Here is a 15,154-nt window from a genome sequence, read left to right as displayed (position 1 = left end):
ATTAAAATGATGCATTGATACCAATATTTATATTACGTTGCTGTGGATAATACCACCCACCCCCGGTTTCTGCCTCCGGGTCAAACTCTTTAAATCCGCTCCAAGTAAACAAGTTGTATCCCGAAACAAACACCTTTAAGCGTTGGATATGCCGCGATGCCAACCATTCCGAGCGAAACGTGTAGCCCAGGTTAAGCGTTTTTAAGCGTATGTATCCCGTATTCCGTAGCCACAGACTAGAGTTCCTATCATTGATAGTGTTAGATCCCACCCATGCTTCGGGGTACTTCCCTTCCCGGTTTTCGGCCGACCATGCATCGTCTAGGTAAGCAAAATTATTGTACGAACCATTGTTGTACATCACCCGAGCAGTACCCGATAAAAACATGGCACGTTGCGTAGCCCCCTGAAAGAGAAAGTCGAGATCAATATTACGCCAGCTAAAGCCGCCGGCAATCCCATACATGATGCGTGGCGTAGCCCCATAATCCGATAAAACCTGTTGATCACTGATGGTAATCCGATTATCACCGTCCAGATCAGCATACCTAATATCTCCAGGTTGTGGTTTATAACCAAACTGTGTACCCCCATACCAGTTATCTATTTCCTCCTGATTTTGAAAAATTCCCTCCGCTTGATAGCCTGCAAGAAAGCCCACCGGGCGGCCCAGCTGTTTCTGGAAATCAAGCGCATTAGCCGGATCATCTATCTGCGTTACCTTACTGCTTGCATAACTACCCGTTAAGCGAAGGTGATAATTTACCTGACCAATATGATACTGGTGGTTTATGGTAAATTCCAAGCCTTTACTTTTCACCACGGCATAGTTTTCATTTGGCAGCCCCCTACCAAAAGTTGCCGGCACCGATCTGTCTCTCGACCACAAGATATCTTTCGTATTCCTGAAATAATAATCAAACTCAACACCCAGCACGCTATTAAAAAGCGAAGCATCTAAACCAAAATTAGTATTGTCTTGTTTCTCCCAGGTGATGTTGGGATTAGGGTAAACCCCGTAATTAATCAATGGTTGTGGTTGCCCGTCGAATATAGGGCCCGAGCCCGTTACGATGGTATATGCATCCATGAATTGGAATGCTGAGACACGATCATTACCAATCACTCCTTTTGATATTCGTAGCTTAAGATCATTCACGAAACCCAAGGCAGCCGAATTTTTAAAGAACCCTTCCTCAGACAACCGCCATCCAGCAGAAAATGCAGGAAAAAAACCGAAGCGACGCCCTTCCGGAAACCGGTACGACCCATCATAACGGAAAGTCCCTTCAAACAAATACCTCCCGCGAAACGCATAATTTGCCCTTCCCACCAAGCTGCGGCGGGCATCATTTACGATACCACTGCCGCCAATCGTTTGATTATTAGGGCCACTGGCAAAAAACTCATCTTTAATGTTGGTATGGAAATCGCGTCTAGCCGCATCAAAGCCATTGCCCGATGATTTAAACTGTTCGAAAAGCATCAGCCCACTCAGGTCATGATCTCCAAAGGTGCGCGCATAGCGCAGCGAGGCATTGAGCGTAACATTGTTGATTTCCTGAAACGTTTCCGTTAAAAAAGTCGGATCACCCGTAACCTTCGTATTCGTGATATTGCCATTCTCATCCTCCTCATACATCGTATGCGGCATAACAAAACTCTTGTTAAAAAGGTGTTGCTTATAATAGGATGAAACACCCTGAATTGACAATCCCTCTGTAATAAAATCCAGTTGATGGTCAAGCTGCAATGTCCCTTGGAAAACACTGTATTGATTATTTCCGTAACCCGAATTGTAAATCATCTCTACCGGATGCGCACCATTGGTATTAAATGGCCGCCCACTTTTTGTATAGGCCGGTAATGTTGGGTTAGAAAGTTGGATGTACTGAAACAATTGATTCGCATCCCATCCCGGAGTTTTAGATACCTCCTGACGCCCTTCCAGGTTCAATCCAATCTGAAACCGCTTATTAATACGGGTATCTACATTCGTACGTAAATTATACCGTTTAAAATTGATGTTGTCGTACATCCCATCCTGATCCGTATACCCCAATGCAGAAAAATATCTGATCGCTTCCGACCCCCCATTTATCGTCAGGCTGTGTTGGGTTTGCACACTATTTTTCTTAAAGGTGAGGTCATACCAATCCGTTCCACCATTACGGAAGCCATCAATTTCCTCGTCCGTATAAAACATACCGGTATGGGCAGGGTTCGTAATATCGTATCCCATATTACGTAATCCCGCATTACGAAAAGTCGCATATTCCAGCGCATTCATCATACGCGGATACTGCGTAGGCGTTTGTATACCAAACAAACCCGAATAACTGAATACCGGTTTTCCCAACGCACCTCTCTTTGTTGTTACCAACACTACACCATTTGCCGCTCTAGCTCCGTATACCGCAGCAGCAGAAGCATCTTTCAAAATAGACATACTTTCTATTTCCGCCGCATCTAAATTACCAATCCCATCAGTCCGCACCACACCATCAACTACATATAAAGGATCATTATTATTCAAGGTGCTAAACCCTCTAATCTGCAAACTAGACCCGCTGCCCGGTCTACCATTTCCATTAACCGTTACGGCGCCCGGAAGTCTTCCACCAATAGCGTTCATCAAATTGGTCGTTGGCGTTTCCCGGATTTCATCTCCCGAAATAGTAGCCACCGATCCGGTCAGATTCACTTTTTTCTGTTTGCCATAGCCCACTACAACAATTTCGTCCAACTGGGTCTGATCTTCCTGCAGCACAATTTGTAATGGTTCTAGCGTGCTAAAGGAAACTTCTTTCGAAATAAACCCTACATTAGATACCACCAGTGTACCTTTTGTCGTAGTTGTATGGATCTGGAATTTACCTAGGCTATCGCTTATACCTCGGGTACTTTGCTGTTTCAGCAAAACGGTTGCACCAACTACCGGTCTGCCATTCTTGTCTACAACCCTTCCCGAAATAAGACCATTCTGTGAAAATGCGGGTATTGTCAAAGCCATTATTACCATAAAGGACAATAATGCCGTTTTCAGATTAACGATAAGTCTCATAACGATTAGTTTTCATATTAGGATTAATTTAGAAACACGATATTCTCTTGTTGCGAAAGATTTATGTTGGAGATTTTGACAATGGCCACTCCAGGCAATCGATTCATTTCAAAAGTAGGTTTTCGATTTCCCAATAGCCAATACTACATTATCGGATTTATGTACCTAATTGACCTATAATTGCTTAAGGGGCAAGTAGTATGGTAAACCAATGAATTTTACAATGGCGCGCATGAAGAATGGAGCATACTCAAGTAAAGAGCGATTGTTATACCACTCGTTTACTGTCGGTATGGGATAGGCTAAGTATATTGGCCCGGTATTGCTGCGGGGTTATTCCTTTGATTTCTTTAAATCGACGATTGAAGTTAGAGATATTATTGAATCCCACTTCAAAACAAATTTGAGTAATACTATGTCGATTTTCTTCCAGCAATTGACAAGCATAATTGATGCGTAAGTCATTTATAAATTCCTTCAGCGTTCGTTTGGTTCGGGCTTTAAAATATCGACAGAATGCGGAAGGAGAAATATGTGCTCGCGCGGCAATCTCCTCCAATGCAATTTCTTTGGTGAAATGCTGAATAATGTAATCATAAATGCTACTCATTCGCACCGCATCATGTCCATTCAGATTATCCCAATAACCAGTAGAAGAAAGCAGATTGTACTCCTTCGTTATTGATAACTCCTCTAATATTTGCAATAATAAAATGACTCGTTTAGACCCTACGTTATCTGGTAATTGGATCATCCACTTTGCAATGCGTTTTCTCGATTCGCCATGAACCACTATACCTCGGGTACTTTTCTTTAAGATTAACTGAATAACACTCATTTCGGGAATAGTGAAAAAGGATTCGCCAAAACAAGATTCACTGAAATGAACCACAATCGCGTAATGTGCAGGCTCCTCATTCACCCCAAAAGTATTTGCTTTCTGCTCGGCAACAAATTCGTGCGACCAGGCATGTGGAAGATTAGGGCCATAAAAAACCAGATCCCCATCTTCAAATGTAGCCATACTATTTCCCGCTATCCGTTTACCATAAGGATAATGAATATAAGCTAACTCATATTCTGCGTGATAATGCCACTTCGTATCCAATATATCAAAATTATCTTTCCTCACTTGAAAAGTGGCACGGCTACCCAGAGGTGGTTTAGCAAAAATAGCTTTCATTAGCTTATATATATTTTTTTAGCAGAAATTCTTTAAATTTAGAACAATTAGGTCAATTCAATATCAAAAGTAATATAAATACAGCAATAATTTATGCTTTCATCAAATTCGTATCGATACTAGTCAATCCAATATCATTTCAACGATCATATTCCTTATACCTTTAAAAAATCTATGAACAAGTCAAACACCAATGCTATTGACCTTCGTATAACGGATGCCCATGCGCATTTTTGGGATCTTAAGCAAATGAATTATCCCTGGTTGAATGAGGTTGCTCCGATAAACCAATCTTTCGGATTAACGGAATATAACCAAGCTACCGCTGACGTACCAATTTCGAATATCATATTTATACAATGCGAATGTTTACCAGATGAATATCTTCAAGAGCTTAACTATGTCAGCCAATTAGCCGCCCAAGATTCCCGTATCTGCGGCATTATCCCGTTTTTCCCATTGGAATCGGATGATGCACATGAACAAATACGAGTCCTAACTAGCAATCCACTGGTAAAAGGTATCCGTAGGTTGGAAGAAGAACCAAGCTCCTTATATAAAAATCCACGCTTTGTTGCTAACATGGAATTACTGCATCAGCATAAGTTCAGCTTTGACTTAGGCGTGAAAGCCCATCAGCTAGCTGCTGCCTTGAGCCTAGTACAGGCAGCGCCCGATAACCACTATATACTCGATCATTTTGGAAAACCTGCTATCCGAACAAAAGAATTCAGCCAATGGCGCTACCACATGATGGAGCTCGCAGCGCATCCGCATGTATATTGTAAGCTTTCCGGTCTACTTACAGAAGCCGATTGGAAGAAATGGGCAATAATAGATATTCAACCTTATGTGGATACCGCCTTGGAGTTCTTCGGCCCGAAGCGCATTACTTTTGGTGGTGATTGGCCGGTAGTAACGCTGGCAGCGGATTACAACCGCTGGTTTAATACGGCAATACAATTGTGCCGAGCACTTTCCCAAGATGATATGCACAGCATATTTTATCAAAATGCACTCGACTTTTACCAGATCATCTTATGAGCATGCCAATGAATCCTTATACCTTATCAGCAGATTTTCAATTACCAATCAATCCACGGCCTATTGTGCTAATCGGTGCTGGCAGCATCGTAGAAGAAGCCCACCTTCCTGCTTATCAAAAAGCGCAATGGTCTGTTCTCGGAATCTATGATATGCAAGCCGAAAAGGCACAACGCATGGCTTCCCTATACGCGATACCACATGTATACGATTCCTTAGAAACGCTTATCCATCGTTCGCCCGTTGGAGTAATATTTGATATTGCGGTTCCAGCATCCCAGATAATTCCCATCCTCCAAGCACTCCCAGTCGGCGCCAATGTTATGATGCAGAAACCAATGGGAGAAACATTGAAACAAGCCAAAGAGATTCTCCATATCTGTACCTCAAAAAAATTCACGGCGAGTGTAAACTTTCAGATGAAACTGATTCCCTCCATAATTGCTGCCAAAAACCTGATCGATCAAGGAGCCATTGGTACCTTACATGATATGGAAATTCGGATGAACATTTACCATCCTTGGGAGTTGTGGGAATTTTTATTCGGCATACCGCGTATGGAGATCTTATATCACAGCATCCATTATATGGATATGATCAAATTTTTTCTTGGAATGCCTAAACAGATTTATGCTAAAACGTTCCAACACCCCAAACAGATGCAATTGGCTTCCACCCGTTCGGTCATCATTTTTGATTACGATCAGCCTATCCGTGCATTCATCAATACCAATCATGGACATGACTTCGGATTAGAACAGCAGGATTCTTTCGTAAAATGGGAAGGAACAAGCGGTGCTATCAAAGCCACGCTAGGGAAAAACATCAATTTCCCCAAAGGAGAAGCAGACCATTTTGCCTATTTCCTTTCAGAGCATTCAGCAGGATGGGTTGAAGCAGACATTCCCGGTGCATGGTATCCAGATGCCTTCATTGCCACCATGGCCGATTTACAACATGCCATTGCCAATCCAGCTGCTGCACATATTACCTCCGTAAAGCACGCTTACAATACTATGCGACTCGTTGAGGCTGCTTATTTATCCAGCGATGGCGGTGGCACATCCATTCCAGACTAATGCAATTAGCGCAATTTATTAACATAGCATTCCATATCTTATGAAAACCGTATTGAATAAATTTAGCCGTAACCTTACCGAAAACGAAGACCAACCCGGTTCACGAGCCATGCTACACGCTATCGGCTTAGATGAAAAAACCATTAAACTGCCGCAAATAGGCATCGCCAGTGCTGGCTATGCAGGCAACCCATGCAATATGCACCTCAATGATCTCGCAGCAATTGTTGCGGCTAACATGCCCAGCGTAGGGCTAACCGGACTCACCTTCAACACCATCGGCGTAAGCGACGCCATCGGCATGGGAACGCAAGGGATGAATTTTTCACTACCCTCACGCGATCTTATTGCAGATTGCATCGAAACCGTGGTGAATGGACAGTGGTATGATGGATTGATCACCGTTATGGGCTGCGATAAGAATATGCCCGGTGCAGCTATTGCCATGGGCAGGCTTAATCGCCCTTCGTTAATGATTTATGGAGGGAGCATCCATTCCGGCCGTCATAAAGGCGAAAAAATCAATATACTCTCTACCTTTGAAGCATACGGCGCCAAAGTAGCTGGCCTGATTGACAAGGACGAGCTAGATGCGATTATCCGCCATGCCTGCCCCGGTGCAGGCGCTTGCGGCGGCATGTATACCGCAAATACCATGTCTTCTTCCATTGAAGCCCTAGGACTTTCCTTGCCCTATAGCTCATCCAATCCAGCCATTAGCGCTGAAAAAAAACAAGAATGCGTAGCAGCAACAGCGGCCATTAGGCATCTACTGGAACTAGACCTCAAGCCGCGCGATATCGTTACCCGCAGATCGTTGGAAAACGCACTTGTGGTTGTTATGGCACTCGGCGGATCTACCAATGCCGTACTGCACTACTTGGCCATCGCCCAGGCCTTCCACCTACCCCTAAGCCTGGACGACTTCCAGTACATCAGCAACCACACGCCGCTAATAGCCGATCTCAAGCCCAGTGGCAAATACCTGATGGAAGATGTACACGATTGCGGGGGTACCCCCGCAATTTTAAAAATACTCTTGGATGAAGGGCTGCTTGATGGTAATTGCTTAACCGTTACCGGAAAAACACTTCGGGCAAACCTGGAAGAAATCGCCCCTTGGGACAATACATTAAACATCCTATCACCGGTGCACAATCCGCTGAAATCATCCGGACACATACAGATTCTCTATGGAAATATTGCCACCCAAGGAGCCGTAGCCAAAATAACAGGCAAAGAAGGCCTGTTTTTTGAGGGTAAAGCTAAGGTATTTGATAGCGAAGACGAAACCGTAGCCGCCGTAAAACAAGGCCTCATTAGCAAAGGAAATGTTATCGTCATACGCTTCGTTGGACCAAAAGGAGGCCCCGGAATGCCAGAAATGTTAAAAGTTACCGCAGCAATCATGGGCGCCGGCCTAGGCAAAGAAGTAGCGTTGATTACCGATGGCCGATTTTCTGGTGGTACCCATGGCTTTGTAGTGGGGCATATCTGCCCAGAAGCCTTCGATGGTGGGCTTATAGCCTTATTAAAAGACGGTGATCTCCTAACCATCGATATCCGTAAGCAGCGTATAGATGCCAACATTAGCGCAGCGGAACTCGATAAACGCCGAGCAGCATGGCGCCAACCAGCACCAAAATTTACACAAGGTGTATTATCGAAGTATGTACAATTGGTTTCTTCTGCTTCTACAGGCTGTATCACCGATGGAAAAACCACCAGCTAACTACCTACGTCGTTCTAAATTTTATTCATCCCTTAAACTCACCACTGGCTTAACCCGAGCCGCTCTTATGGCATGAAAAACGACCGTTATAAAGGCTACGAGTATAGCCAGCATACCCCCAGCCGCAAACATCCACCAAGCCATATCGATATGGTAGGCAAAATTGCTTAGCCAGTGATCCATACTCAACCATACCATCGGAATTGCTATAAAGAGCGCGATGACAATGGGCTTAAGAAAATCGAACGATAATAATCGAACAATAAGTCCAGCGCTGGCACCTAAAACTTTTCGGATGCCAATTTCCTTCTGTCGCTGAAGGGCACTATAAGCTGTTAGCGCTAATAAACCCAGGCATGAAATAAAAATGGCTAATACGGTGAAGTTTAAGAATAATTTACCAAATTGCACTTCCGCTTTATACTGCCGATCGAAATATTCATCAGCAAAGAAATAATTAAACGGTCGGTTTGGGATCGTCTGGTTCCATCGCGCTTCAATGGCCTTCATCGTCGCCGGTAAATCATTACCCTGTAATTTGATGGAAATGTAATTAGAAAAATTTCCCTTTCCGAGCATTAATGTGAGTGGTTTGACCACTTGATGTAAAGACTGAAAATTAAAGTCGCTCACCACGCCTATAATCTGACCATTATTTCCATTCGGATTAAACTTGAATTTTTTACCAATAACATCCGCTGCATTTGTATACCCCAAAGTACGCACAGCCGCTTCATTGATGAGCATCCGGGTGGTTGTATCGTCGCCAAAATTCCGGGAAAAGTTTCTTCCTGCCTGCATATTCATACCATATTGCGGAATGAATTCATAATCAATGATATATTGATCAATCGTACCTGCCTGCATGTCCCCATTACTATTTTCCAGTTCGGTGTAGAGGAGATTGTTAGCCGAACCTGGTACACTTCCCGATAAAGTAGCCCCTTTAACCGCCGGAATATCGGATAATGCTGTTTTAAACGCTTCCTGCTTGGTATCAAAGCGTGTTTCAATTACCAAGGTTTGTTCTTTATCAAAACCTAAGGATTTTGACCGCATAAAATGCAGTTGATGGTATACCACTAAGGTAATGGTAATCAAGGCAATAGCAATTGTAAATTGTGCCACTACCAAGGCCTTTCGAAACCGCACTCCACCAGAAGAGGATACATAACGGCCTTTTAAAACGGCTATGGGTTTAAAACCCGACAATACAAAGGCTGGATATAGTCCCGCTAGCAGCCCAACAGCAAGTGCCGCAGCAAAAAGGAGCAACAAGTGGCCGGGGTAATCAACAACAGTATGGCTAATCGATTTGCCGGCTAGGGTATTGAAGGCTGGTAACAATACCTGAGCCAAAAGTATCCCTAAAAAACAAGCCATTAAGCTGACGATTAGGCCTTCGACAAGAAACTGTGCGACCAGTTGTATCCGATGAGCGCCAACGACTTTTCTAACACCAACTTCCTTCGCTCTTTCCACCGCTTTTGCTGTACTCAGGTTGATAAAGTTTATCGCCGCTATCAAAATGATAAAAAAGACGATGCTAGAAAAGACATGGTTATTTTTACGGTTTCCCGTTAGGAAATTATCATGTGCAATCCGGTCAGCATTTAGGTAAATATCCGTCAAAGGCTCCAAGTGTAGCGCAAGCGACATATTGTTGTTTTCCTTAAGTTCTTTCGGAAATCGTCTTTCCAGAAATCCGGGAAGTTTTGACGCGAATTGATTGGCATCCACTCCCCTTTTCAATAGCAGAAAGGATACACTTGAAAAATTAGCCCACATATCATTTAACTGATATTTAAAGATGCGCTCAATCGTATTTAAGGAAACAAAAAGGTCTGCCTGAAAACTCGAAGCCAAAGGCATATCCGCCATAACACCCGTAACTTTCATTGGCATGGCATCTTGCATGATGTGTAGTGTCTGTCCTATAGGGTTTTCATTGCCGAAATACTTCTTAGCTGTTGATTGAGAAAGCACTACGGTGAAAGGCTCTTTTAAAGCCGTGTTGGCGTCTCCTTTTACGAGGGGTAAATCGAAAATTGAAAAAAGTGTTGAATCGGTAAAAAACGTACGTGTTTCCTGATACTTATCCGTTTTGTGTTGCACCAACAAACTGAAAGGCATTAAGCGTACAACGTTTTCTACTTCAGGTTCATCCTGCATTAGTTGGTGGCTGATTGCCGAGGGCGAATAACTTTCGCGCAAGGTTTCTTTCGGGAGCTTTAAATCAGCAGACAAACGGTATATCCGATCTGCTTTGCTATGAAACTTGTCATAACTTAGCTCAAACTGGATATAGGTATAAATTAGTAAACAGACAGCCATCCCAATGGCTAGACCTACGATATTGATTAACGTAAAGGATTTATTTTTCCAAAGATTTCTCCAGGAAATTTTGAAAAGTGTCTGGATCATATTTAAGCATATTTATCGTTAAGCAAGTTCAGACAAAAAACTTGCCACGACCTTATTGCAGCTTATATGCCCAAGGGCTTAATTTTACTCCGTAAAAGTGTTCGATACCGAACACTAATTGTCCGGTATCGTTCAACCTACACCCTAATATAAATGCCCTTTTTATCCAGAAACCATCCCACTAACCAGCAGCTGAACATAAACAGGAGTGCAAAAAGCAACGATCCGGCTGATCCTGGCAGTAAAGGTTGAATCACATCTAGATTTATCCATTCATAGCATGAACGCCTGCCTATCGGAAAGGTTCCTAACGACACCAATCCGATTTCTGAGAGCAAGTAAATAAACAAGGGGTTTTTACCCAAAATCGTAAAAAAACGCGTCCAGATTCGTGGTTGATTTGCTGCATTTTCACTCACCAATACCAACAGTGGCAATATAAGCAAGTCGATTCCAACCGTTAATAGAACAAAAGTACTTGACCATATTTTTTTATTGATGGGAAACCAAGGGTTCCAACAGAGCGCCAGTACGATAGCCAAGACACCAAACAGCACTAGCCGCTTCAGGCATTCGGCCGATGAAGCTTTTTTCTGTAAATAATGACCAGTAAGATAACCGGCAAGCACATTGACGATAGCCGGTAAGGTGCTTAATAAGCCTTCAGGATCAAAAATTACTCCGTGATCATGATATAAATGTCGCGCACCAAGTAACCACAAGTCTAGTTTGGCAATGGCATTACCTGCTAACGAAAACGGATCTCCAGTACCAAAAATTACTAATATCGCCCAGTAAGCAAGTAAAAGCAATGCACCTATCCACCACAGATAACGCCGATGAACAAAACGCACGAATAATGCTGCACATAAATAACATAACGCGATGCGCTGCAAAACACCAAATACACGGGTTTCACTAAAAGGGAAAGGAATTATACCACCCTGTTCACTTACCTTAAAAAAGGGAAACCAGTACATCAAAAAACCCAGTAGAAAAATGATCAATGCCCGTTTAAATATTGTAGCGAATACCTTACCAGTGGTCATCGCATTAAACTTTCTTTCTGAAAAGCTTAAGGCATTACCAACGGCAAATAAAAAGGAAGGAAACACCAAGTCGGTTGGTGTAAAACCATGCCAAACCGCATGGCTTAATGGTGCATAAGGTACAGCTCCAGCACCTGGGCTGTTCACGATAATCATGAAACATATCGTTAACCCCCGGAAAACATCCAAGGCGGTATACCGGTTATGATATTCTTTCATCTATATTTAGGTATATTTTCTCGTTTGGCATCATTTCAAAGATGAAGCAACTGCCCCACAATTTCTTGAAATCCACTAAATTAATGGGTGCAATTTTACACAATAAAGGGAGTAAAACAAAAATTCTTAGAAAAAACAATAACGCTGTTTGTTGTTTTATTTTATGACGATCTGAAAGTTCACCTAAATATCGGAACGTCCTCTCATTAGATTAGTGTAATACCTTATTCGTCATCCCGAGCACATGAAGCGGAACGGGGTTGACAATCCTCTTCATAAAGCTTATTTTTACTTGAATGAATCAATAAAAACATTGATTATGAAAATAAGCTTGGCTAGTACCTTGATTTATGTTGCAATGCTTCTTTCACCGATACGGAGTAAGGCGGCAGACGGTGTTCAGTTCTTTGAAGGATCGTGGAAAGCACTCTTGCAATTAGCCAAAGAGCAAAATAAACCTATTTTTGTGGATGTTTATACCGATTGGTGCGCTCCGTGTAAACGAATGGATCAAGAGGTATTGCCACTTCCAGCAGTTGGAAAAGCTTATAACGAATCCTTCATTAATTACAAGCTGAATGCGGAGAAAGGTGAAGGGCCTCAATTAGCGAAACAATATGAAGTACATGCCTACCCTACCTATCTTTACTTAAGTCCAACAGGTGTTTTACTTGCCCGTGTGGTCGATTACCAAGAACCCGATCGTTTTATTGCTTATGCCCATGAAGCCTTGAAAAAAAACGATCAACAGGTATTGGCCCATATGGATAAGCAATTTCAAGAAGGAAACCGGGATATCTCTTTCCTAAGGGATTATATCGTACAGAAAAAAGACGTAGGATTGGATAACAGTACAGCATTTGATGCCTACATAAGCGCTCAACCAGGCGCGGAACGGAACAAGCCAGCCAACCTGGATTTCATCATCAATAACCTCAACAAAGCCAACGGAGCAGCCTTTAACCAAATCATTCAGGCTTATCCTTCAACCGATCAGGTAAACCAGAAAAAATGGGCTCCCAAGCTTTTTTCCTTATTGTATGACGCCTTCGGTACTGCGATGAAGGAAAATCAAATGCAAAAAATACCCCTGATTTTTAAGCAAATGAAAATGCTCCAACAACAACTTAACCCAAAACAGTTGGACGGTATTAATCGCTATCAATTGCTCTACGCGCAAAAAATAAAAGATGTTGACTTGACTAAAGAAGTGGGCTATGCTTATGTAGCCGAACGGATGAATATATCACAAGATAGTATGGATAACGAAGATCGAAGACGTTATGCAGAGCTCATGAAACCCTATAGGAACGGGAAACGGGACAGCACAGAAATATCTGCTGAAGATAAGGTCTTCTTACAAAAGATCTATACCAACGATGTCTCCGTTCATCTCTACGAAACCAGTAATGCATTCGCTATGGTATTACCTGCCAACGATCCTGCTTTGAAAGATGCTTTACAATGGGCAGAAAGGTTAGTTATACTTCTACCGCATAAGCCCAACATTATTCAGTTAAGAGATCGTATTAAACAAAAAATAACGGGAAAAGCGTTGTAAGGACAATCCTATTAAATCGTAACGATATTCGTACTTTATTCAAATACCCACCAGCTATTCACCCGAAGTTTGCTCACAGAAATCCCATATTTAATAGGAAAAAGCCATAAAAGAAAACCTTCAACCGGGGAGATTGAAGGTTTTTTAACTAACCAATTATAAACCTAAATTATGATGACACAAAGATAGTGTACAAAATACACATATGCAAATCTTTATTCCTCTTTCCTAAAGAATGATTTATACATGACAATTAGTAGCATATGTTAATACCCCGGATTTTGATACATCTTTTCAGGATCCAGTTTATATTCGTCATACGGTATTGGAAAATACCGATCTTTTGTCGTAATATTTTTTAAGTTAGCTAAGCCAAAATCATCTTGCTTTTTTGATCTAAAGTAGCTGACCAGTTCGTCTGCGTTATAATTTCTGATCAGGTCAAACCACCGGTGGTTTTCAAAAGCCAACTCTACCCGTCTTTCATGTAGCAGGGCCTCCTTTAAAGTAGGATATTGCTGTGCATAAGTAGCCTGCTTCATGGATTCAGCATAACTTGGCAATCCTGCCCGCTCCCTTACTTCATCCAATAAGGTAATTGCCTCATCATTTTTACCCAAACGCCATTTCGTTTCTGCGAGCAAGAGCATGACGTCCGCATAGCGAATGACAATCCAATCATTACCTCCATATCCCTGTGTCCCTGCAGCGTCGCTCGCATCCCTGAATTTGGTAATAAACCAATCATTCACGGTTGGGTCTTTAGCGAATTTAATAGAAAAATCTTTCCTAGTGTCGCCATTTTCATAATCATATACCAAATCATGGGTTACGTTTCCGCCCACGCCGGTAGTCACTTTTTGCGAGTTGATCTTTTCGCCTTTAGCCTGATTATCCGCAGCGATGGTCGATTTATAATTCTGATCACCTTGTAAGTACTCTATTTGAAAGATTAATTCTTTACACGTATTTTTCTTCGTCACATCAAATACATCGGTATATGGAATTTCGCTGAGCTTCCCAAAGCTACGCATTTCATAGGCCGCTGCCAGGTATTTTTCAGCCTGCTGAAAATTCTCCTGACTGTTGCCTTCTAAGGTAGCCCCCATGGTTAGGTAGACTTGTCCAAGTAAAGCATTGATTGCAGCCTTAGATGTTCTCCCCACAGCGTAACTCCATTGTTCGTTAGGTAGATTACTGTCTAATGCTTCCGTGAGGTCTTGGACAAGCTGCGCATATACCACATCCTCTTTTTGCCGATAAGCCATAGCCGATACTTCATCTAGGTTATTAGCGGGCTGAGTAGTCATGGGAATATCGCCCCACTTCCGTACCAGATGGAAATACAGCAGGGCACGAACAAATTTAGTTTCAGCAGCATAGCGTTTTTTTGTTTCTTCATCATTAAAGCTTACTTCATCGATATGGGCAAGCAAGGTATTGCAACGGGCAATCCCGTCGTACATATCTACCCAATGGTTTTTGAGATACGTATTACTAGGCAAAATCGAGAAATCATTAAACTGAAACGGTTCGCCGGCGTTCGATTGGTTATCGTTTGTTCCCGTGTTATCCGATCGTTGTTCACTGAATAGATTACTTCCTTCGCCTAGCGTATTACCGCCGCGAAGCGATTGATAGAGACCATTTACGGCTAACAAGACGTCATTTTCCGATGTAAAGTAGTTGCCTACAGGAACGGCATTCGGGTCATCTTGATTCAAAAAATCTTTGCTACAAGCACTAACGATTAACAAAGCTATGCAGCATATACTATACTTCAATTTCATTGTATTTCC

At 42.4% G+C, this 15,154-nt stretch carries 9 protein-coding genes; 4 read left to right on the top strand and 5 right to left on the bottom strand.

Features of this window, described 5'->3' with window-relative positions:
• Position 1: 1 nt before the first annotated feature.
• Both ABD930_RS16270 and ABD930_RS16265 read right to left on the bottom strand, forming a co-directional pair.
• Positions 2-3,064 carry a SusC/RagA family TonB-linked outer membrane protein gene (locus ABD930_RS16270; protein ID WP_345233052.1) on the bottom strand — a complete coding sequence of 1,021 codons (3,063 nt, stop codon included), beginning with the start codon at positions 3,062-3,064 and terminating at the stop codon, positions 2-4.
• A gap of 268 nt (positions 3,065-3,332) precedes the next feature.
• Entirely contained in the window at positions 3,333-4,247 is a 915-nt protein-coding gene (locus ABD930_RS16265) for an AraC family transcriptional regulator (RefSeq protein WP_345233050.1), read from the bottom strand.
• 174 nt (positions 4,248-4,421) lie between these two features.
• Here ABD930_RS16265 and ABD930_RS16260 point away from each other — a divergent pair, with 174 nt between their 5' ends.
• The 3 genes from ABD930_RS16260 to ilvD are packed head-to-tail and all read left to right on the top strand — an operon-like array spanning position 4,422 to position 8,102.
• Positions 4,422-5,291 (top strand): amidohydrolase family protein, encoded by an 870-nt coding sequence (locus ABD930_RS16260; protein WP_345233048.1) that lies wholly within the window; start codon positions 4,422-4,424, stop codon positions 5,289-5,291.
• Complete coding sequence (locus ABD930_RS16255) at positions 5,288-6,370, top strand: Gfo/Idh/MocA family protein (RefSeq protein WP_345233045.1); 1,083 nt, start codon at positions 5,288-5,290, stop codon at positions 6,368-6,370. Before ABD930_RS16260 ends, ABD930_RS16255 begins: the two co-directional genes overlap by 4 nt.
• 40 nt (positions 6,371-6,410) lie before the next feature.
• Complete coding sequence (ilvD, locus tag ABD930_RS16250) at positions 6,411-8,102, top strand: dihydroxy-acid dehydratase (RefSeq protein WP_345233043.1); 1,692 nt, start codon at positions 6,411-6,413, stop codon at positions 8,100-8,102.
• A gap of 21 nt (positions 8,103-8,123) precedes the next feature.
• Here the strand turns inward: ilvD and ABD930_RS16245 are convergent, their stop codons facing one another.
• Both ABD930_RS16245 and ABD930_RS16240 read right to left on the bottom strand, forming a co-directional pair.
• Positions 8,124-10,526 carry an ABC transporter permease gene (locus ABD930_RS16245; protein ID WP_345233041.1) on the bottom strand — a complete coding sequence of 801 codons (2,403 nt, stop codon included), beginning with the start codon at positions 10,524-10,526 and terminating at the stop codon, positions 8,124-8,126.
• 137 nt (positions 10,527-10,663) lie between these two features.
• A complete protein-coding gene (locus tag ABD930_RS16240; protein ID WP_345233039.1) occupies positions 10,664-11,794 on the bottom strand; it encodes an acyltransferase family protein in 1,131 nt (376 codons plus the stop codon).
• Between the two features lie 319 nt (positions 11,795-12,113).
• Here ABD930_RS16240 and ABD930_RS16235 point away from each other — a divergent pair, with 319 nt between their 5' ends.
• Entirely contained in the window at positions 12,114-13,355 is a 1,242-nt protein-coding gene (locus ABD930_RS16235; protein ID WP_345233037.1) for a thioredoxin family protein, read from the top strand.
• A 266-nt stretch (positions 13,356-13,621) separates the two neighbouring features.
• Here ABD930_RS16235 and ABD930_RS16230 read toward each other — a convergent pair whose 3' ends face one another.
• Complete coding sequence (locus ABD930_RS16230; protein WP_345233034.1) at positions 13,622-15,145, bottom strand: RagB/SusD family nutrient uptake outer membrane protein; 1,524 nt, start codon at positions 15,143-15,145, stop codon at positions 13,622-13,624.
• Between the last annotated feature and the right edge of the window lie 9 nt (positions 15,146-15,154).

Source organism: Olivibacter ginsenosidimutans, from assembly GCF_039542865.1.
Lineage (GTDB): Bacteria > Bacteroidota > Bacteroidia > Sphingobacteriales > Sphingobacteriaceae > Olivibacter > Olivibacter ginsenosidimutans.
Note: the sequence above shows the minus strand (reverse complement) of the source record. Positions and strands in the feature narration are given on the sequence as shown.